At 69.6% G+C, this 20,839-nt stretch carries 17 protein-coding genes and 1 riboswitch; of the genes, 9 read left to right on the top strand and 8 right to left on the bottom strand.

What is annotated here, in order from left to right; all coding sequences use genetic code 11:
* The first annotated feature begins 78 nt into the window (after positions 1–78).
* Complete coding sequence (locus AB0D18_RS17455) at positions 79–312, top strand: hypothetical protein (protein WP_362418475.1); 234 nt, start codon at positions 79–81, stop codon at positions 310–312.
* Positions 313–445: 133 nt separating this feature from the next.
* Positions 446–1,588: a serine hydrolase domain-containing protein gene (locus tag AB0D18_RS17450; protein WP_362418472.1), complete on the top strand. Its 1,143-nt coding sequence runs from the start codon at positions 446–448 to the stop codon at positions 1,586–1,588.
* Between the two features lie 83 nt (positions 1,589–1,671).
* Here AB0D18_RS17450 and AB0D18_RS17445 read toward each other — a convergent pair whose 3' ends face one another.
* The 6 genes from AB0D18_RS17445 to AB0D18_RS17420 all read right to left on the bottom strand — a co-directional run bounded on the left by AB0D18_RS17445 (position 1,672) and on the right by AB0D18_RS17420 (position 9,592).
* A complete protein-coding gene (locus AB0D18_RS17445; RefSeq protein ID WP_362418469.1) occupies positions 1,672–2,688 on the bottom strand; it encodes a ribonucleotide-diphosphate reductase subunit beta in 1,017 nt (338 codons plus the stop codon).
* A complete protein-coding gene (locus AB0D18_RS17440) occupies positions 2,688–5,084 on the bottom strand; it encodes a ribonucleoside-diphosphate reductase subunit alpha (RefSeq protein WP_362418466.1) in 2,397 nt (798 codons plus the stop codon). The genes AB0D18_RS17445 and AB0D18_RS17440 overlap by 1 nt, the downstream gene beginning before the upstream one ends.
* A gap of 139 nt (positions 5,085–5,223) precedes the next feature.
* Positions 5,224–5,365: riboswitch (cobalamin riboswitch) on the bottom strand.
* Between the two features lie 70 nt (positions 5,366–5,435).
* A complete protein-coding gene (locus AB0D18_RS17435; RefSeq protein ID WP_362418463.1) occupies positions 5,436–5,936 on the bottom strand; it encodes a GNAT family N-acetyltransferase in 501 nt (166 codons plus the stop codon).
* Between the two features lie 91 nt (positions 5,937–6,027).
* Positions 6,028–6,231, bottom strand: coding sequence for a YbdD/YjiX family protein (locus AB0D18_RS17430; protein ID WP_362418460.1), 204 nt, complete (start codon positions 6,229–6,231; stop codon positions 6,028–6,030).
* Complete coding sequence (locus AB0D18_RS17425) at positions 6,228–8,525, bottom strand: carbon starvation CstA family protein (RefSeq protein ID WP_362418457.1); 2,298 nt, start codon at positions 8,523–8,525, stop codon at positions 6,228–6,230. The genes AB0D18_RS17430 and AB0D18_RS17425 overlap by 4 nt, the downstream gene beginning before the upstream one ends.
* Positions 8,526–8,677: 152 nt before the next feature.
* Complete coding sequence (locus AB0D18_RS17420; RefSeq protein WP_362418454.1) at positions 8,678–9,592, bottom strand: GntR family transcriptional regulator; 915 nt, start codon at positions 9,590–9,592, stop codon at positions 8,678–8,680.
* A gap of 371 nt (positions 9,593–9,963) precedes the next feature.
* Here AB0D18_RS17420 and AB0D18_RS17415 point away from each other — a divergent pair, with 371 nt between their 5' ends.
* From AB0D18_RS17415 to AB0D18_RS17400, 4 genes are all read left to right on the top strand, one after another.
* Positions 9,964–11,244 carry an extracellular solute-binding protein gene (locus tag AB0D18_RS17415; RefSeq protein WP_362418451.1) on the top strand — a complete coding sequence of 427 codons (1,281 nt, stop codon included), beginning with the start codon at positions 9,964–9,966 and terminating at the stop codon, positions 11,242–11,244.
* A 127-nt stretch (positions 11,245–11,371) separates the two neighbouring features.
* On the top strand, positions 11,372–12,352 hold the full coding sequence (locus AB0D18_RS17410; RefSeq protein WP_362418448.1) for a sugar ABC transporter permease: 981 nt from the start codon (positions 11,372–11,374) through the stop codon (positions 12,350–12,352).
* On the top strand, positions 12,349–13,179 hold the full coding sequence (locus AB0D18_RS17405; protein ID WP_362418445.1) for a carbohydrate ABC transporter permease: 831 nt from the start codon (positions 12,349–12,351) through the stop codon (positions 13,177–13,179). The genes AB0D18_RS17410 and AB0D18_RS17405 overlap by 4 nt, the downstream gene beginning before the upstream one ends.
* Before the next feature lie 6 nt (positions 13,180–13,185).
* Positions 13,186–14,706, top strand: coding sequence for a glycoside hydrolase family 3 protein (locus tag AB0D18_RS17400; protein WP_362418442.1), 1,521 nt, complete (start codon positions 13,186–13,188; stop codon positions 14,704–14,706).
* 108 nt (positions 14,707–14,814) lie between these two features.
* Here the strand turns inward: AB0D18_RS17400 and nagB are convergent, their stop codons facing one another.
* The gene (nagB, locus tag AB0D18_RS17395; RefSeq protein WP_362418439.1) at positions 14,815–15,600 is read right to left on the bottom strand and encodes a glucosamine-6-phosphate deaminase; all 786 of its coding nucleotides are present in this window, start codon (positions 15,598–15,600) and stop codon (positions 14,815–14,817) included.
* Positions 15,601–15,933: 333 nt separating this feature from the next.
* On the opposite strand from nagB, the gene AB0D18_RS17390 reads away from it, so the two are divergent.
* On the top strand, positions 15,934–16,959 hold the full coding sequence (locus AB0D18_RS17390) for an SIS domain-containing protein (protein ID WP_362418911.1): 1,026 nt from the start codon (positions 15,934–15,936) through the stop codon (positions 16,957–16,959).
* A 519-nt stretch (positions 16,960–17,478) separates the two neighbouring features.
* Here AB0D18_RS17390 and AB0D18_RS17385 read toward each other — a convergent pair.
* On the bottom strand, positions 17,479–18,246 hold the full coding sequence (locus AB0D18_RS17385; RefSeq protein ID WP_362418436.1) for an SDR family oxidoreductase: 768 nt from the start codon (positions 18,244–18,246) through the stop codon (positions 17,479–17,481).
* A gap of 81 nt (positions 18,247–18,327) precedes the next feature.
* On the opposite strand from AB0D18_RS17385, the gene AB0D18_RS17380 reads away from it, so the two are divergent.
* A complete protein-coding gene (locus AB0D18_RS17380; protein ID WP_362418434.1) occupies positions 18,328–18,918 on the top strand; it encodes a TetR/AcrR family transcriptional regulator in 591 nt (196 codons plus the stop codon).
* A 346-nt stretch (positions 18,919–19,264) separates the two neighbouring features.
* Positions 19,265–20,731 carry a histidine kinase N-terminal domain-containing protein gene (locus AB0D18_RS17375; RefSeq protein ID WP_362418908.1) on the top strand — a complete coding sequence of 489 codons (1,467 nt, stop codon included), beginning with the start codon at positions 19,265–19,267 and terminating at the stop codon, positions 20,729–20,731.
* Positions 20,732–20,839: the final 108 nt, after the last annotated feature.

Here is a 20,839-nt window from a genome sequence, read left to right as displayed (position 1 = left end):
GCCAGTGTGGCAGTAATTCGATGAATGGTGACAGTCCTGCCACTCATCAATCTGCTTCCACCGGACGAAAGTAGAGGCATGAACACAGAGACCAGCACCTTCCTGAACCTCCTCGTCGTCGCCTTCGTCTTCTTCCTCCTCGCCCTTCCGTCCCTCATCGGCCACCTGCACGACCGCCGCATTGACCGTCAACTCGCCCGTGCGGAGAGGGGGTTGCCGGTCAGAGAAGTCGCGAAGGACGCAGCTCCGGTGCGGGCCGGCCGCGCCCCTAGGGGTGCGGTGAAGGGGGTTGGCACCCTGCGGGTGCAGTAGGTCGGCGACCCTGAGCGGAACCGGAGTGGCGTCGGGGTCCGGCCAGGGTGATCACCGATGGGTAAGGCCCTTGCAGCAGAAGAGAGTTGGTGTCACGAACCGCTCACGCCCCGGCCTTCTCCAGGAGCCACCGATGAACACCCGCCCCCGCCCCCGCACCCGCACCGTCCCCCGCATCGCCACCGCCGGCATCGCCCTGGCGGCCCTCGCCTGCTGCGTAAGCACTCCGAGCGCCCTGGCCGCGCCCGCTGTGCCCACCGCGCCCACCACTCTCGTGGTGGCTCAGGGCGACCGAACATCCGCACCCGACTCCACTGCACCCGACTCCACTGCACCCGACTCCGCCGCGCTGCGCGCCCTGCTCGCCCGGCTGCCCGATGACGTCTCGGACGGCGCCCTGGTACGCATGGGAACGGCGGGGCATCCCGGGGCCTGGGCCGGGTCAGCCGGTCCTGTGACCCCAGGCGCACAGCTCCCGGTCGGCAGCGTGACCAAGATATTCACCAACGCCCTGGTGCTCCGGCTCGCCGCCGAGCACCGCATCGCCATCGACGCGCCGGTACGCACCTACCTGCCCGCCCTGATCCCCACCGCGTACGCCGAAGTGACCGTACGGCAGCTCATGGACCACACCAGCGATCTGCCCCACGCCGCGGGAGGCCCGGCCGACCCGCAGAGCGTGGTGCGCGCCTCGTTCGCGGCGGACGAGGCCGCCCACCCGGGCCGCACCCCCGCCCCCGGTACGGCCCAGCAGTACAACGGTCTGAACAGCTTCGTCGCCGGACTGCTCGTGGAGCGGACCACCGGCCGGAGCTACGGGGACGCACTGCAACGCCACATCCTGCGCCCGCTCGGACTGCGCCACACCCGGATGTCGACGGACCCGAGCGCCGCCTGGTACTGGGCGGAGGGCGGCCTGGTCTCGACAGCAGCCGACCTGGACCGCTTCATGACCGCACTGCTCCGCGGCCGCCTGCTGCCGCCGGCCCAGCAGCGACACCTGTACGAGGTCCCCGCCGTGCCGAACGCCCAGGAGAACACCTGCCTCTCGGCGACGGCCTGCTTCAGCGCGGGCGGCCTGATGCGCTTCGACGCGGCCGGCACCACCGTCTGGGGCAAGACGGGATCGGGCCCCGGCTGGGCGAGCGGCATGTTCGCCACCCGCCACGCCGAGCGCCGGATGGTCTACGCCCACAACCCCTCCGCCACGGCGACCCGCAAGCAGCAGATCGCACGCGTCGTCGAGTTCGTGAACGCGGGGTTCCCGGCGCGCTGAGCCTCACGGAAGAGCAGCGGGCTGCCCCGGCACATGCCAGGACAGCCCGCACAGAGTCAGGTTCGAGAACTCGTCGTCGAACTCTAGAACTCGTCGTCGAACCCGACGGTGCCCTCCACGGCCACCTGGTACGCCGACGGGCGGCGCTCGAAGAAGTTCGTCAACTCCTGGACGCCCTGGAGCTCCATGAAGGAGAACGGGTTGGAGGAGCCGTAGATCTTCGGGAAGCCGAGGCGCTCCAGGCGCTGGTCGGCGACGCACTCCAGGTACTCGCGCATGGACTCGGTGTTCATGCCCGGCAGGCCCTCGCCGCACAGGTCACGGCCGAACTGGAGCTCCGCCTCGACGGCCTCCTTCAGCATGTCGGTGACCTGCTGCTGGAGCTCGTCGTCGAAGAGCTCGGGCTCCTCCTTGCGGACGGTGTCCACGACCTCGAACGCGAAGTTCATGTGCATGGTTTCGTCCCGGAACACCCAGTTCGTCCCAGTCGCCAGACCGTGCAGCAGACCCCGCGACCGGAACCAGTACACGTACGCGAAAGCACCGTAGAAGAAGAGCCCCTCGATGCACGCCGCGAAGCAGATCAGGTTGAGCAGGAAGCGGCGGCGGTCGGCCTTTGACTCCAGGCGGTCGAGCTTCTCGACCTCGTTGATCCACTTGAAGCAGAACTGCGCCTTCTCGCGGATCGAGGGGATCTCCTCGACCGCGTCGAAGGCCGCCGCGCGGTCGTCCGGGTCGGGCAGGTAGGTGTCCAGGAGGGTCAGGTAGAACTGGACGTGTACGGCTTCCTCGAAGAGCTGGCGCGAGAGGTACAGGCGCGCTTCGGGGGAGTTGATGTGCTTGTAGAGCGTGAGCACGAGGTTGTTGGAGACGATCGAGTCGCCGGTCGCGAAGAACGCGACCAGGCGGCCGATCATGTGCTGCTCGCCCGGGGTCAGCTTCGCCAGGTCGGCGACGTCCGAGTGGAGGTCGACCTCCTCGACGGTCCAGGTGTTCTTGATCGCGTCCCGGTAGCGCTCGTAGAAGTCCGGGTAGCGCATCGGGCGCAGCGTCAGTTCGAAGCCCGGGTCGAGCAGGTTCTTTTCGGAAGAAGTGGACATTACTGGCAGGCCTCGCAGGACTCGGGGTTTTCCAGGGAGCAGGCGAGCGCTTCGGCGTCCGTCACCTGCTGGGCGGGGAGGGTGGGGGCCGGCGCGGCGACCGCGGCCGCCTGGGAGCCGGCGGCGCGGGCGATCCGGGTGGCGGGGCGCGAGCGCAGGTAGTACGTCGTCTTCAGGCCCTTCTTCCAGGCGTACGCGTACATCGAGCTGAGCTTGCCGATGGTGGGCGTTTCCAGGAAGAGGTTGAGGGACTGGGACTGGTCGAGGTACGGGGTGCGGGCCGCTGCCATGTCGATCAGGGCGCGCTGCGGGATCTCCCACGCGGTGCGGTACAGGTCGCGAACCTCGGCCGGGATCCAGTTGAAGCCCTGGACCGAGCCCGACGCCTCGCGGAGCGCCTCGCGGGTCTGCGCGTCCCAGACGCCCAGCTTCTTGAGGTCGCGGACCAGGTAGGAGTTGACCTGGAGGAACTCGCCGGAGAGGGTCTCGCGCTTGAAGAGGTTGGAGACCTGCGGCTCGATGCACTCGTACACACCGGCGATGGACGCGATGGTGGCCGTCGGGGCGATGGCGAGGAGGAGCGAGTTGCGCATGCCGGTCTTGGCGATGCGGGCGCGCAGCGCGTCCCAGCGCTCGGGCCAGGTGACCTCGACGCCGTAGTGGTCGGGGTGCAGCACGCCGCGGGCGGTGCGGGTCTTCTCCCAGGCGGGGAGGGGGCCCGAGCGCTCGGCGAGGTCGCAGGACGCCTCGTACGCCGCGAGCATGATCCGCTCGGCGATACGGGTGGAGAGCGCGGCCGCCTCGGGGGAGTCGAACGGCAGCTTCAGCTTGAAGAAGACGTCCTGGAGGCCCATGGCGCCCAGGCCGACGGGGCGCCAGCGGGAGTTGGAGTTCCCGGCCTGCTCGGTCGGGTAGAAGTTGATGTCCACGACGCGGTCGAGGAAGGTGACGGCCGTGTGGACGGTCTTGTCCAGCCGGTCCCAGTCGATCTCGCCGCTGTCCAGGACGAAGGCGCCCATGTTGATGGAGCCGAGGTTGCAGACGGCGGTCTCGCCGTCGTTGGTGACTTCGAGGATCTCGGTGCAGAGGTTGGAGGAGTGGACCGTGTGGCCGGGTTCCGCCGTCTGGTTGGCGGTGCGGTTGGAGGCGTCCTTGAAGGTCATCCAGCCGTTGCCGGTCTGCGCGAGGGTGCGCATCATGCGGCCGTACAGCTCACGCGCCGACATGGACTTCTTGGCGAGACCCTCGGCCTCGGCCTTGCGGTACGCGGCGTCGAACTCGTCGCCCCACAGGTCCACCAGCTCGGGGACGTCGGCGGGGGAGAACAGGGACCACTGGCCGTCCTGGTCCACGCGGCGCATGAACTCGTCCGGGATCCAGTGGGCGAGGTTCAGGTTGTGCGTACGGCGGGCGTCCTCACCGGTGTTGTCGCGGAGCTCCAGGAACTCCTCGATGTCCGCGTGCCAGGTCTCCAGGTAGACGGCGGCGGCACCCTTGCGCCTGCCGCCCTGGTTCACGGCCGCGACCGAGGCGTCCAGGGTCTTCAGGAACGGCACGATGCCGTTGGAGTGCCCGTTGGTGCCGCGGATCAGGGAGCCGCGGGCGCGGATGCGCGAGTACGAGAGGCCGATGCCGCCCGCGTGCTTGGAGAGGCGTGCGACCTGGTGGTAGCGGTCGTAGATCGAGTCCAGCTCGTCCATCGGGGAGTCGAGGAGGTAGCAGGACGACATCTGGGGGTGGCGGGTGCCGGAGTTGAAGAGCGTCGGCGAGGACGGCAGGTAGTCCAGGCGGCTCATCAGCCGGTAGAGGGAGGCGACTTCGGCGAGAGCCCGGTCGGAGTCGTTCTCGGCGAGGCCGGAGGCCACCCGCAGCATGAAGTGCTGCGGGGTCTCGACGACCTGGCGGGTGAGGGGGTGGCGCAGGAGGTAGCGGCTGTAGACCGTGCGCAGGCCGAAGTACTCGAAGCGGTCGTCGCCTGCCAGGTCGATCAGCGCGTCCAGCGCCGCCGCGTGCTTGGTGACGAAGTCGGCCGTACGGTCCGCGATGAGCCCTTCGCGGTGACCGACGGCGACGGACTCGGAGAAGCAGTTGACGCCCTGGGTGGCCGCCTCGTCCCGGATCGTACGGGCGAGCAGGCGGGCCGCGAGGCGCGAGTACGCCGGGTCCTCGGAGATGAGACCCGCGGCGCCCTCGGTGGCGAGCTCCCGCAGCTCGGCGGCGTCCGAACGGGCGTTGCGCCCACGCAGGGCGGCGGCGGCGACCCGGCCGGGGTCGGTGTCGGGAAGGTCGGCGGTCAGGTCGGTCAGGGTGCGCAGGAGCGCGGTCCCGGGCGCGTCCTGGTTTCCTTCGTTGCCCTGTACTGCCTGGGTGGCCGGATCGACTGGCGCGATGGTCACGTGGGGGCTCTCCCTCGCTCGGCGCGGGGCCTGCGGAGGAGGGGGCGCGCGGGCACACGGCACCCGGGAAAAGGGCACGCGTCGCCTGGCGTCCACCGGCCCAATCGCGAGGCCCGGACGTATCGGTATCCGGTTCGGTCGAGCCGGATGCGCTGTCGGCAGGTCCTCGGACTTGGCGGTACGCAAAAGCGCACATGACACACCGTTGCGGGACAGTTCCGGATTCTCACCGGATTCCCCTGCGACGACAGCGAGCACGAGCATACATGTGGTGGGTCCTCGTTGAAGAACCCACCACATCTAGTGTCGCGCGCCGTAACACTTCTCCAGTGGAAGTGGCGCAGAAGGGCGCTAGAGCTCCAGTTTGTACGTCAACAGGGATAGTCCGGGCATCGGTTCCCAGTCCCGTTCCGGGGTTCGTACGAAGCCCAGCCGCTCGTAGATCCGGTGTGCGCCGCGCATCGTCGGCTGGGTCGACATCACCACGCGTACGACCCCCTCCTCGGCCTTCGCGCGGGCCGTACAGGCGCGTACGAGGCTTTCGCCCGCCCCGCGGCCACGGGCCCGGTGCGCGACCGCGAGCATGCGGAATTCGGCCTCGCCGGGCACGGCGATGTCCTGGAGGGGGCTGCCCTGGGGAGCGTAGGTGACCGTCCCGAGGAGAGTGCCGTCGGTGTCGACGGCGACCAGCAGCTCGCCCTGGGCGGCCCGGGGTGCGGCGTCGCGCAGTACGGACGCGTACGGGTTCTCCTCGCCGCCCTCCAGGAGGCCGTCGTCCAGGTAGGCGCGGGCGGTGATCTCGCCGGCTTCGGCGTATTCGTGGGGCTCGGCGGCCCTGATCGAGAGGTCCATGGGCGCAGTGTGCAACGCGGACGGCCCGGCGCCCCACCCCATATCGAGGGGCGGGACGCCGGGCCGTACGGCAGTGCCGGGCGGGCGCTGCTCAGCAGCAGCGGAAGCCTTCGCGCGGGTTGCCCTCGCGGGCGTCGGTCCGGGCGCGCTCGAAGGCGCGGCGGGTCATCACGGCGGCGTCAGGATCGTGCGACCTGGTATGCACGACATACCGGTCGTACGCCGCCTCACCGGTGAACTCCCGTACGTACCAACGCAGTCGGGACATTTGGTGCCGGAGTGCCGCGGTGCTCATGCTTTGCTCTCCTCCTTGGCCGAGCCACCGGCCGAGCCACCGGCCGAGCCACCGGCCGGGCCACCGGTCGAGCCACCGGTCGAGCCGCCGGCCGGTCTGCCCTCCGGGCCGACGCCCGCCGCGACCAGCTCCGCCTTCTCCTCCTTGGTGGCGAAGAGCGAGGCGGGGGCGACGATCTTCGACTCCACGTAGGGGGTCTCGCTGGTCGTGACGGCCGCCGGGTGGCGGATCGCCTTGAGGCAGGCGCGGCAGGCCTCGAAGAGGACGACCACGATCAGCACGGCGAAGAGGATCGAAAGGACGCCGTCGACCGTGGAGTTGGTGACGATGGTCTCCATCTGGTCGCGGGTCTTGGCGAGTTTGAACTTCTCAAGACCGTCGTCCAGCGCGCCCTGGTAGACGTCGCGCTGGGCGAAGAAGCCCACCTTCGGGTCGGCGGAGAAGATCTTCTGCCAGCTCGCGGTGAGCGTCACCGCCACGTCCCAGAGGAGCGGAACGGCCGTCACCCAGGCGTACTTGAGGCGGCCCGACTTGATCAGCAGGGTGGTGCAGACGGCGAGTGCGACGGCGGCAAGGAGCTGGTTGGCGATGCCGAACAGCGGGAAGAGCTGGTTGATGCCGCCGAGCGGGTCGTGCACGCCGACCCACAGGAAGTAGCCCCAGGCGAGGACGACGATGGCGCTGGCGATCCAGACGCCGGGCCGCCAGCTGACGTTCTTGAACGGCTTGTAGATGTTGCCCAGCATGTCCTGGAGCATGAACCGGCCCACGCGGGTGCCCGCGTCGAGCGTCGTCAGGATGAACAACGCCTCGAACATGATGGCGAAGTGGTACCAGAAGGCCTTCATCGCGGCGCCGCCGAAGGCAGCCGAGAAGATCTCCGAGAGGCCGAGTGCGAAGGTCGGCGCACCGCCCGTCCGGTGCAGCAGGCTGGCCTCCTCGACGTCCTTGGCGGCCTGCGCCAACTGCTCGGGGGAGATGGTGAATCCGAGGTTGCCGACGGCCGTGGAGGCCGCCTGGACGGTGTCGCCGACCACGCCCGCGGGCGCGTTGACCGCGAAGTAGAGACCGGGGTCGATGATGCAGGCGGCGATCAGCGCCATGATCGCGACGAACGACTCGACCAGCATGGAGCCGTAGCCGATCGTCCGGATCTGCGTCTCCTTCTGGATCATCTTCGGGGTGGTGCCCGAGGAGATCAGCGCGTGGAAGCCGGAGAGCGCACCGCAGGCAATGGTGATGAAGACGAACGGGAAGAGCGAGCCCGCGAAGACCGGCCCGGTGCCGCTGGTCGCGAACTTGGTGATGCCGTCCATCTTGAGCGTCGGCAGCGCGATCAGCACGCCGACCGCGAGCAGACCGATCGTGCCGACCTTCATGAAGGTGGACAGGTAGTCGCGCGGGGCGAGCAGCAGCCACACCGGGAGGACCGAGGCCAGGAATCCGTAGATCACCATCCAGATGACCAGCGTGCCCGGCTCCAGCGTGAACGTCTGCGCCCACGAGGACTCGGCGACCCAGCCGCCCGAGACGATCGCGAGCAGCAGCAGTGCGACGCCGATCAGCGACACCTCGGTGACCCGGCCCGGCCGCAGGATGCGCAGGTAGATGCCCATGAAGAGGGCGATCGGGATGGTCATGCCGATGGAGAAGACGCCCCAGGGGGACTCGGCGAGCGCGTTCACGATGATCAGGGCGAGCACCGCGAGCAGGATGATCATGATCGCGAACACGGCGATCAGTGCGGCCGCGCCGCCCACCGCGCCGATCTCGTCCCGCGCGATCTGGCCGAGCGAACGGCCGTCCCGGCGGGTGGAGAAGAACAGCGTGACCATGTCCTGGACGGCGCCCGCGAAGATCACGCCCGCCACGATCCAGATCGTGCCCGGCAGATATCCCATCTGGGCGGCCAGTACGGGACCGACCAGCGGACCCGCGCCCGCGACGGCCGCGAAGTGGTGGCCGAAGAGGACCCGCCGGTCGGTGGGGTGGAAGTCCACGCCGTCGTTGAGGCGTTCGGCGGGGGTGGCCCGGGTCTTGTCGACCTTGAGGACCCGGTTCGCGAGGAACTTCGAGTAGAAGCGGTACGCGATGGCGTACGAGCCCAGGGCCGCGGCCAGCATCCACGCCGCGGAGACCTCCTCCCCGCGGGAGAGGGCGAGCACCGCCCAGCCGGCCGCGCCGACGAGCGCCACCAGGCTCCAGATCACCACGGACCTGGGCGACAGCCTGCGGGCCGGACCGGGGGAGGCCCCGGTCTGCTCGGTCTCGGCTGTCGGTCTTGGCTCTGCCATGACGGTCCGTCCCCTCGCGCGATCATCCTCGTAACGTGCGCGAAATCTAGGGGCTGTAACCGCGCTGCGTAACCCCCTGTCCGCATATCGGTACGGACACGGGGCGACCACTGCAGGTCAGCGAGGTACCCGAGTCAACTGCTGAGGGGCTCTCAGTCGTTGGGACGCTGGAGGCGGGCCACGAATTTGTACCGGTCGCCGCGGTAGACCGACCGTACCCACTCCACCGGCTCGCCGTCCTTGTCCAGGGAGTGGCGGGAGAGCATCAGCATCGGCAGGCCGACGTCCGTGCCGAGGAGGCCGGCCTCGCGCGGGGTGGCGAGCGAGGTCTCGATGGTCTCCTCCGCCTCCGACAGGCGTACGTCGTAGACCTCGGCCAGCGCCGTGTAGAGCGAGGTGTACTTCACCAGCGAGCGGCGCAGGGCAGGAAACCGCTTGGCGGACAGGTGGGTCGTCTCGATCGCCATCGGCTCGCCGCTGGCCAGCCGCAGCCGCTCGATGCGCAGGACGCGGCCGCCGGTGGTGATGTCGAGGAGCCCGGCGAGGGTGTCGTCGGCGGTGACGTACCCGATGTCCAGGAGCTGCGAGGTGGGTTCGAGGCCCTGGGCCCTCATGTCCTCGGTGTACGAGGTGAGTTGGAGGGACTGCGAGACCTTCGGCTTGGCGACGAAGGTGCCCTTGCCCTGGATGCGCTCCAGCCGTCCCTCGACCACCAGCTCCTGGAGGGCCTGGCGGACGGTGGTGCGGGAGGTGTCGAACTCGGCGGCGAGGGTGCGCTCCGGGGGGACCGGGGTGCCGGGCGGGAGGGTCTCGGTCATGTCGAGCAGGTGCCGCTTGAGGCGGTAGTACTTCGGCACGCGGGCGGTACGGGTGGGGGCGGCGGCCTGCCCGCTGTCGGCGCTGGTGAGGTGCGCGCCGGTGCGGGTGTGGTTGCTGGTGGCGGCGCCGCTGCCGGAGTGGGAGCCCGTGCCGTTGCCCGTGCCGTTGCCCGTGCTCGTACCGGTGCCGCTGCTGGAGCCCGTGCTGCTGCTCGTGCCGTTGTCCGTGCTGGCACCCTCGGTGGTCATGGTCGGCCTTCCCGGTTCCTGCGCTGCTGCCGTCACCGGCTCCTCCGTCTGTCGCGGCTCACATGGATGGTGGCACGGTCCGCCGCGCGGGGCCTCGGCTCCGCGCGATTCCTTCTTATACACCGCGTCGCCCGTGGATGCGGTGGCCCGAGGGGCTCTTGAGGACCCCCGCACCCGCCCAGGTGTCGGTCCGATAACGGACGCATCGAGCCGTCTTACTCACCCTTGACACCCCAAAAGGTCTAGGCCAAGCTCCGGGTACTGGTCTAAACCATTAAAGACCAGGTCCCAGTCCCACAGGCCGTACTTCGTTGCGTTGTCCTCGCGGTGGGCCGGGGGTTGCAGGCATCCCTGAGCAGGAGAGTGGCGTAATGAAGCGCAAGCTCATCGCGGCGATTGGCGTCGCCGGCATGTTGGTCAGCGTCGCGGCGTGCGGCGGTTCGGACACCAAGGACAGCGGCAAGAAGGCCGGCGCCGACGGGTTCAAGGGCGAGACGCTCACCGTCTGGGCCATGGACGGTTCGACCCCGCCGAACTGGACCAAGGACCTCACCGCCGCCTTCGAGAAGAAGACCGGCGCGAAGCTCAAGTTCGAGGTCCAGAAGTGGGAGGGCATCCAGCAGAAGCTGACGACCGCCCTCTCCGAGGAGAACCCTCCCGACGTCTTCGAGATCGGCAACACCCAGACCGCCGCGTACGCCAAGACCGGCGGCCTCGCCGACCTGGGCGACCTGAAGAAGGAGATCGGCGCCGACTGGGCCGAGAACTTCAACAAGGCCGCGGTCGTCGACGGCAAGCAGTACGCCGCCCCGTGGTGGTTCGCCAACCGCGTCGTGGTCTACAACAAGGCGGTCTTCAAGGAGGCCGGTGTCACCGAGGTCCCCAAGACCCGTGACGACTTCTTCAAGGCGCTCGACAAGATCAAGGCCAAGGGCAAGGCCGAGCCCCTCTACATGCCCGGCCAGAACTGGTACTTCTTCGACGGCCTCACCATCGGCAAGGGTGCGGAGCTGATCAAGAAGGCCGGCGACAAGTGGGTCTCCAACCTGGAGGACCCGAAGATCGCCGAGGCCGCCGAGCTCTACAAGAAGTACCAGGCCTACTCCAAGGCCCCCAAGGACAAGGACGAGGCCACCCCGCAGCAGGCCGACGTCTTCGCCAAGGGCAAGACCGGCGCCATGGTCGCCATGGGCTGGGAAGCCGCCACGGCGGTCAAGGCCAACCCGGCCATCGAGAAGGACATCGGCTACTTCACCATCCCGGGTGAGACCGCCGACAAGCCCGAGGGCGTCTTCCTCGGTGGCTCCAACTTCGCCGTCGCCGAGGGCAGCAAGAAGCAGGAGCTCGCCAAGGAGTTCCTGAAGCTCGCCCTCTCCGACAAGTTCGAGGGCGCGCTCGCCAAGGAGTCCGGCGTCATCCCGAACAAGGCGTCGCTCAACTCCCAGCTGGTCGGCAACCCGGTCGCCGAGGCCGCCGCACCCTCCTCCAAGGTCGGTGGCACCACGCCGCTGATCCCGGAGTGGGCCGCGGTCGAGAACAACCCGAACCCGATCAAGACCTACCTGACGGCGGTCCTGAACGGCAAGACCCCGGCCGAGGCTGCCAAGCAGGTCGAGGGCGAGCTCAACAAGCGCCTCGCGCAGAAGCAGTAGCCCCTCCCTCCTGCCGGGTTCCGGCCCCCGCCGCGCACGCCGCGCAGCGGGCCGGAACCCGGCAGTCGGCCGTGGCCCGGCAGAAGCCACGGCTGTGTCCAGCAGTGCCTAGGAAGAGATGGCGAGCATGACCGTGCAGACCGAACGGCCGCCCTCCGGTCCGACGGAGATCCTGAAGGGGGCCGGCGCAGCACCGGCCGAGCCCGGGAAGCGGCGCAGAGACCGCTCCCTGACTCCCTATCTGCTGCTGTTGCCCCCAGTGGCAGCCGTCCTCATCTTCCTGGGCTGGCCCCTGGTCAAGAACGTCCTCATCTCGTTCCAGAACCTCAACATGAGGCAGCTGATCCAGCACCTCACCGAGTGGAACGGCACCGACAACTACGGTGAGATCCTCGGCAGCGAGGACTTCTGGAACGTCACCGGGCGCTCGATCGCCTTCACGGCCGCCAACGTCGTACTGATCATGGTGATCGGCACCCTGGTGGGCCTGTTGCTGGTACGTCTCGGCAAGCGCATGCGGATCTTCCTGATGATCGGCCTGGTGCTCGCCTGGGCGATGCCCGTCGTCGCCGCGACCACGGTCTACCAGTGGCTGTTCGCCCAGCGCTTCGGCGTCGTCAACTGGGTGCTGGACGCCATCGGCTTCCACTCGATGGCCGAGTACAACTGGACCGGCGGCCAGCTCTCCACCTTCTTCGTGATCATGGTCCTGATCGTCTGGCAGTCGATCCCCTTCGTGGCGCTCAACCTGTACGCCGCGAGCACGACCATCCCCAAGGAGCTGTACGAGGCCGCCTCGCTGGACGGCGCAGGCCCCTGGAAGAGCTTCACCCAGGTCACCATGCCGTTCCTGAAGCCCTTCCTCTTCGCCACGACGTTCCTGGAGATCATCTGGGTCTTCAAGGCCTTCGTGCAGGTCTACGCGATCAACGCGGGCGGTCCCGACCGGCTCACCGAGATCCTGCCCGTCTACGCCTACATCGAGGGCATGGGCAACCAGCACTTCGGCATGGGCTCGGCGATCTCCGTCCTGACCATCCTGATCCTGCTGCTGCTCACCGCGTACTACCTGCGGATCGTTCTCAAGCAAGAGGAGGACGAGCGATGAAGCGCTCTCCGCTCGGCCGCATCTGGCCCAACGCGACGGCAGTCCTGCTCGTCATCGGCCTTGTCTTCCCGGTCTACTGGATGTTCGCGACGGCGTTCAAGAAGACTCCGGACATCGTCTCCGACACCCCCGTCTGGTTCCCGACGGACATCACCTTCGAGCACTTCAAGACCGCGATCGACGCCGAGAACTTCGGCGTCATGGTGCGCAACTCGCTCACCGTCACGATCCTCGCGGTCGTCTTCTCCCTGATCCTCGCCCTGGCCGGCTCCTTCGCCCTGGCCCGGATGCGGTTCAAGGGGCGGCGCGGCTTCATCATCGGCTTCATGGTGGCGCAGATGGCGCCCTGGGAAGTCATGGTCATCGCGATCTACTTCATCGTGCGCGACGCCGACATGCTCAACAGCCTGATCCCGCTGACCGCCTTCTACATGGTCATGGTGCTGCCCTTCACCCTCCTGACGCTGCGCGGCTTCGTCGCCGCCGTGCCCAAGGAGCTGGAGGAGTCCGCGATGGTCGACGGCTGCACCCGCCGACAGGCCTTCGTCAAGGTGATCCTGCCGCTGCTGGCCCCCGGTCTGATGTCGACCTCGCTCTTCGGATTCATCACCGCGTGGAACGAAGTCCCCATGGTGCTGGTCCTCAACAAGCAGGCCGAGTTCCAGACCCTGCCGCTGTGGCTGACCCAGTTCCAGACCCAGTTCGGCGACGACTGGGGTGCGACGATGGCCGCCTCGTCGCTCTTCGCGATCCCGATCCTGATCCTCTTCGTCTTCCTCCAGCGCAAGGCGGTCAGTGGTCTGACCGACGGCGCGGTGAAGGGATAAGCAGCCATGACGACGCTCATCAGTCCCACCGACACAATGACCCGTGACGCACTCGCCGTCCTCCAGCCCGGCTTCCTCGGCACCGCCGCCCCCGACTGGCTGCTGCGCAGCGTCGGTGAAGGCCTGTCCTCGGTCGGCCTGTTCGGCCGCAACATCGCCTCGCCGGGCCAGCTCGCCGCCCTCACCGCCCAGTTGCGTGCCGAGCGCGACGACGTCCTGGTCGCCATCGACGAGGAGGGCGGCGACGTCACCCGCCTCGAAGTCCGCGGCGGCTCCTCCTTCCCCGGCAACCTCGCGCTCGGCTCCGTCGACGACACCGCGCTCACCCGCGACGTCGCCCGCGAGCTGGGCCGCCGGCTCGCCGAGTGCGGCGTCAACCTCAACTGGGCCCCGTCGGCGGACGTCAACTCCGACCCCGGCAACCCGGTCATCGGCGTCCGCTCCTTCGGCGCCGACCCGCTGCTGGTGGCCCGCCACACGGCCGCGTACGTCGAGGGCCTCCAGGCCTCCGGCGTCGCCGCCTGCACCAAGCACTTCCCGGGCCACGGCGACACGAACGTCGACTCGCACCACGACATGCCCCGCATCGATGTGGACCTGGACACACTGCACGCCCGTGAGCTGGTGCCTTTCCGGGCCGCGATCGCCGCGGGTTCCAAATCGGTCATGAGTGCGCATATTCTTCTCCCTGCGCTCGACCCCACCCGTCCCGCGACTCTCAGCCCGCAGATCCTCACCGGTCTGCTCCGGGAGGAACTGGGCTACCAGGGGCTGATCATCACGGACGGCATGGAGATGCAGGCCATCTCCGCGACGTACGGGATCGAGCGCGGCTCCGTCCTGGCGATCGCCGCGGGCGCCGACGCGATCTGCGTCGGCGGCGGCCTCGCCGACGAGGAGACCGTCCTGCGGCTGCGCGACGCGTTGGTCCTGGCGGTCCGCTCCGGCGAACTGCCGGAGGAGCGGCTGGCCGACGCGGCGGCAAGGGTTCGCGCCCTCGCCACCTGGACCCAGCAGGCCCGGACTTCGGGGCCGGGCGCGGAAGTGCAGGAGGGGACCGCGCCCGGCAACGAGACCGGCCGGGAAGTGGGCACCGCCGCCGCCCGCCGGGCACTGCGCATCACGCGTGCCCCCGGTGCCACACACGTCACCTCCGCGCCGTACGTGGCCGCCCTCACCCCCGTCGCGAACATCGCCGTCGGCGACGAGACCCCCTGGGGCGTCGCCGCCGACCTGACCCGGCTCCTCCCGGGTACAGAGACGGGCACGTACGACGCCGGGACGGCCACGGCCGCAGCGATCCTGGCCGCCGCCCGCGAGCGCCGGATCGTCGCTGTCGTACGCGACGAGCACCGCCACCCGTGGATGGCCGCGGCCCTCGACGAGCTGCTCGCCGCCCGCCCCGACACCGTCGTGGTCGAGATGGGCGTCCCCCAGTCGACCCCGCGCGGCGCGCTGCATGTGGCGACGCACGGCGCGGCACGGGTCTGCGGACAGGTGGCGGCGGAGGCGATCGCCGGACGCTGACGATCGTCGCGTACGTACCCGAAAGGCCGGGCACCCCGCAGTGGGTGTCCGGCCTTTCGCGCGAGGTGATGCGAAGTGACGCGAGGTGATGCGAGGTCACGCGAGGGCTTAAAGCCCCTGCCACACCGGCTTGTTCGCGTACGTGTGACGGAAGTAGTCCGCCAGCTTCAGCTTCGACGCGGCGGCCTCGTCGACGACCATGGTGGCGTGCGGGTGCAGCTGGAGCGCGGACGCCGGTACGAGCGCGGAGAGCGGGCCCTCGACGGTCTGCGCGACGGCCTCGGCCTTGCCCTCACCGGTGGCGAGCAGCACCAGGTGGCGGGCGTCCAGGATGGTGCCGATGCCCTGGGTGATGACATGGCGCGGGACCTGGGCGGTGTCGCCCTCGAAGAAGCGCGCGTTGTCGTCGATCGTCTGCTGGGTGAGCGTCTTGATGCGGGTGCGCGAAGCGAGCGAGGAACACGGCTCGTTGAAGCCGATGTGCCCGTCGGTGCCGATGCCCAGGATCTGCAGATCGACGCCGCCGGCCTCGGCGAGCGCACGGTCGTACGCCGCACAGGCCGCCTGTACGTCCTCGGCGGACCCGTCGGGCCCGAAGAACGACGCCTCGGTCAGCCCCAGCGGCTCCACGACCTCGCGCAGCACGGTCGCCCGGTACGACTCGGGGTGCCCGGCGGGCAGCCCCACGTACTCGTCGAGCTGGCAGATGCGGGCGCGCGAGGCGTCCACCTCGCCGCCCTTCACCTTGGCCGTCAGGGCCTGGTAGATGGGCAGCGGGGACGATCCTGTGGCCACACCGAGCAGGGCGTCGGGCTTGTGACCCAGCAGGTTCGCGATGCTCTGCGCGATGAGCTCGCCGCCCGCCTTGGCGTCCGGAACGATGACAACTTCCACGCTGATGCCTGCCTGTCTGTGGAGGAGGGAGACCGTGCTCTGGGGTGGGGCTGAACGATCTGTGGTATAGACCAATCTAGCAGAGGAGGGCCAGGCCCACCCGCCCTCTGGGCAACCTCCCACTGGCGGGTGCACGAACTCCCATGGTCGACTGAGACGCAGCGTCCGTCATCTTGAGCATGTCCGGGAGGCCCCCTCATGTCCTCTGCCGAGAACCCCGGTACGCCCTCCGCCGCCTCGGCCGATTCCCCCGCCTCGGCACCCTCTGCAGCCTCTGCCGAATCCGCCGCCTTTGCCCACTCCGCCGCCTCTGCCGAACGACCCGGGCGGCTCATGACCGCCGAGATGGCCGAGCAGCCCGCCGTACTGCGCCGGATCCTCGACGAGGCGGCGCCGCGCATCTTCGAGACGGCGCAGGCGATCGCCGCGAAGAGCCCCCGCTTCGTCCTCCTCACCGCGCGCGGCACCTCCGACCACGCGGCCCTCTACGCCAAGTACCTCCTCGAAATTCAGCTGGGCCTGCCCTGCGGCCTGACCTCGATGTCCACGACCACGGCGTACGACGCCCGGCCGGTCCTCCGTGACGTCCTGGTCATCACCGTCAGCCAGTCCGGCGGCTCCCCGGACCTCGTCGCCTCCACCCGCGCGGCCCGGGAGGCGGGGGCCATCACCCTCGCCGTCACCAACAACCCGGACTCCCCGCTGGCCGCCGTCTCCGAGCACCACATCGACGTCCTGGCAGGGCCGGAGAAGGCGCTCCCGGCGACGAAGACGTACACGGCGTCGCTCCTGGCCCTCTACCTGCTGGTCCAGGGCCTGCAATCGGCCGACGGCACGGCGGCGGCCCGTACGGTCCCGGACCTGGCGGCCAAAATCCTCGCCCGCCGGGAGGAGGTCCGGCACCTCGCCGCCCGCTACCGCTTCGCCGAACGCATGGTCATCACCTCGCGCGGCTACGGCTACCCGACGGCCAAGGAAGCCGCCCTGAAGCTCATGGAGACGAGCTACATCCCCGCCCTCGCGTACTCCGGCGCCGACCTGCTGCACGGCCCGCTGGCCATGGTCGACAACATCTCCCCGGTGATCGCCGTCGTCACGTCCGGCTGCGGCGGCGAAGCTCTCCAGCCGGTGCTGGACCGGCTGCGCGGCCGGGGTGCGGACCTCTTCGTGGTCGGCCCCAAGTCGCAGGTGGAAGCGGCCTCTTCGGGCTTCGCACTCCCCACGGAGGGCGTCCCGGAGGAGCTCCAGCCGATCCTGGACATCCTGCCGCTACAACTCCTCGCGTACGAGATCACGCTGGCGCGGGGGCAGGATCCGGATGCGCCGAGGGCGTTGGCGAAGGTGACGGAGACACGGTAGACCCGGCGGATACCTTCAGCCTGGCCCGGCATCTTCAGCCCGTCCGGCGTTTGAGGACGCGCGGCGCAGCCGTGCACCGGGCGCAGCCCGGAACACCCGCCCCCACCGGCGCGAGCCGTGCTGCCCTTTCCGCCCCGCGGCGAGCGGTTTAGGTGGAGGGGTGGGGAGGGGCCGCCTCCGCGAAGCGGCCCACCGGGCCGCACGGGGGTGCGGTGGCGGAGCGGGTGCGGTGGTGGAGGGGCGTGCTCCGCGTGGGGGCCGCCCCCTTGCCCACCCGTCCCGCCCCCGGGGGGCGGCCCCGCTGCCCAAGGAGGCTAGGGGGTGGAGGGGTGGAGGGGCGGCCCCGCTGCCCAAGAGGGCTAGGGGGGTAAGGGGCAGGCAGTTAGGGGCGCGGGGAACTGCGCGATCAGCCACGACGTGCCCGCACGACGACCACCCGCCCCGGGAGGCGGCCCGCACTCCCCGATCGCCGCTCCCCGATCCCCGATCCCCGCTCCCCGATCCCCGCCTCGCCCCCGCCTACGGCAACGAGCCGCCCGTCGCGTCCAGCCAGTGGCCCGTTATCCAGCGGCCGTCCGCCGACGCGAGGAAGGCGACGACGTCCGCGATGTCGGACGTGTGTCCGACCCGGCCCAGTGTCGAGTGGGCCGCCGCAGCCGCCCACCCCTCCGAGTTCTCCTCGCCGCGCAGCCACCCCGCGTTGACGTCCGTGTCGACGATTCCCGGCGCGACGGCGTTCACGGTGATCCCGCGCGGCCCCAGCGTCTTCGACAGGTCCCGGGTGAAGACGTCCAGCGCGCCCTTCGTCATCGCGTAGGCGATCAGCTCCGGCATGACGGCCGCATGGGAAAGCCCGGACGAGATGTTGATGATGCGGCCGCCGTCACGCAGCCGCCCCGCCCCCAACTGGGCAAGGAAGAAGGGTGCCTTGACGTTCACGGCGAAGAGCTCGTCGAACGCGGCCTCCCCGATCGACGCGAAGGACTCCGACGTCCCGATGCCCGCGTTGTTGACCAGGATGTCCAGCCCGTCCGCATGCCGGTCGAACTCCGCCCACAGCGCCGCCGCGTCCCCCTGCTTGCCCAGTTCCTGCCCGATCGCGAAGGCGGATCCGCCCGCCGCCTCGATGACGCCGACGACCTCCTTCGCGGCGGTCTCGTTGGTGCCGTAGTGCACGGCGACCCGCGCCCCGTCCCTGCCGAGCCGTTCCGCGATGCCCCGGCCGATCCCCCGGCTGCCGCCGGTGACCAGCGCCGTCCTGCCCTCAAGCCTCTTGAGCGTGCTCATGGCCACGCCCCCCTCTTTCTCTAGTGGTCGCTACAGAAAGGACCGTAGCACATAGCTAACGACCGCTATAGAATGTGGGGCATGGCGACGAAACAGCGCGGCCGGCCCCGCTCCTTCGACCGTGAAGCGGCCCTGGAGAAGGCCACGATGGCGTTCTGGGAGCACGGCTACGAGCCGACCTCGGTCGCCGACCTCACCCGCGCGATGGGCATCGGCGCCCCCAGCCTGTACGCCGCCTTCGGCGACAAGAAGGCCCTTTTCGCGGAGGTCGTGAGCGCGTATGCACAGACCCACGGCGCCTTCGCCGCCCGCGCACTGGAGGAGGAACCCACCGCCCGCGCCGCCATCGCCCGGCTCCTCCACGAGGCGGCCACCGAGTACACCGACCCGGCGCACCCGCGCGGCTGCATGATGATCTCCGCCGCGACCAACTGCGCGACGGCGGAGGTCGAGGAGTCCCTCCGGGAGCGCCGTAACGCCAGTCTCGCCGCCTTCGAGTCCCGTATCCGCGCGGACGTCGCGACCGGCGAACTCCCGCCCGGGACGGACCCGGGAGCCCTCGCCCGCTTCTCCGGCGCCGTACTCCAGGGCATGTCGCAACAGGCCCGCGACGGAGTGGGCAAGGAGGAACTGGAATCGGTGGCGGCCCTGGCGATGCGGTCCTGGCCGTAGAAGAGCGGGTGAGAAGGGCGGGTGAGGAGGGGGGTGAGAAGAGTGGGGGAGAAGGGCGGGTGACCGGGCCCGGAATGACCCGCGGGCCACGGCGCCCGGCGGGACCCTCGGCCCACCCGGCACCGCAGCCCGGAGTTGCATCGGCCGACGGTGTGCGGTGCCTTCGGCCGTGTGGAGGGACGAGCGCAGTCAGGGCAGAGAGCGCTTCGTCCCCCGATTTCACCCTCCTGTGCGGGGAGGATGAAGCTTTGCCCGGCCATTGTGGACTAGACCACTAAGTCCTGTCTATGGATGTGCGCCGCCGGTTGTCCCTGAGGTTACGGGTATGTTCGTGCACGTGCCCTCCATGAACGATCTCGTACGCCAGCACACCGCCCTCAGCGAGTCCGACCTAGAGTGGCTCCACCTGCTGGTCTCGGAGTGGCAGCTGCTCTCCGACCTGTCCTTCGCCGACCTGGTGCTGTGGGTTCCCACGCTCGACGGCACCCGTTACGTCTCCGTGGCACAGATGCGGCCGAACACCGGCCCCACCTCGTACCACGACGACATGGTGGGCCACCTCGTCCCGCGCGGCCGGCGTCCCCTCCTGGACGCCGCTCTCGACGAGGGCCGCATCGTGCGCGAGGGCGACCCCGAGTGGCGCGAGGAGGTACCGGTCCGGGTCGAGTCGATTCCGGTACGGCGCGAGGGCCGCGTGCTCGGCGTGATCGGCCGCAACACGAACCTCCTTACCGTCCGCACCCCGAGCCGCCTGGAGCTGACCTACCTCCAGAGCGCATCCGACCTCGCCCAGATGATCGCCGCGGGATCGTTTCCCTTCCCCGGCCAGCAGGTCGACATGGATGCCTCACCGCGCGTCGGCGACGGACTGATCCGGCTCGACGCGGAGGGCATCGTGCAGTACGCGAGCCCCAACGCCCTCTCCGCGTACCACCGTCTCGGCCTCGCCTCCGACCTGGTCGGCCACCACCTCGGACAGGCCACCGCCGAACTCGCCCCGTCCCGCGGCCCGGTCGACGAGGCCCTGGTCAAGCTGGCCAGCGGCTACGCCCCGCGCGAGACGGAGGTCGAGGGCAGCGGGGGAGTGATCCAGCTCCGCGCCATCCCGCTCAAGCCCAAGGGCCCCCGCATCGGCTCCCTCGTCCTGTGCCGCGACGTGACGGAACTGCGGCGCCGCGAGCGGGAGTTGATCACGAAGGACGCCACCATCCGGGAAATCCACCACCGGGTGAAGAACAACCTCCAGACGGTAGCCGCCCTCTTGAGACTGCAGTCCCGCAGGATGGACTCGGCCCAGGGGCGGGACGCGCTCAACGAGGCGGTACGGCGCGTGGGTTCGATCGCGATCGTTCACGAGACGCTGTCCCAGAACCTGGACGAGCGCGTCGAGTTCGACGAGATCGCCGACCGGGTGCTGGCGATGGTCGCCGAGATCTCCCCGGGAAAGGTCGTCTGCCGCAGGACCGGACGGTTCGGCATCCTGGACGCGGAGGTCGCCACCCCGCTCTCCATGGTGCTGACGGAGATTCTGCAGAACGCCCTGGAACACGGCTTCACCCAGGGCGAGCAGGGCACCGTCGAGGTCTCCGCACTGCGCGGCGGTACGACGGCCGAGGCGCGGCTGCTGATCACGGTGCTGGACGACGGGCGCGGCCTGCCCGAGGGCTTCGACCCGCAGCGGGCCGGCAACCTGGGCCTGCAGATCGTACGGACGCTGGTGGAGGGCGAGTTGGGCGGAACCTTCGACATGGTCCCCGGCCCCGAGCGCGGCACCCGGGTGGTCCTCGACATCCCGGTGCGGCCGCAGAAGTAGTCGCCGCACCGCGGTGGCGGACAGCGAAGAGCCCCGTACCGGGATACCGGTACGGGGCTCAACTGCTCACGCGTTACTGCGCATTGGGGGTACTGCGCGCTGCGATTC

This window comes from Streptomyces sp. NPDC048442 (assembly GCF_040651475.1).
GTDB lineage: Bacteria > Actinomycetota > Actinomycetes > Streptomycetales > Streptomycetaceae > Streptomyces.
This window is presented reverse-complemented; position numbering and strand designations above follow the sequence as displayed.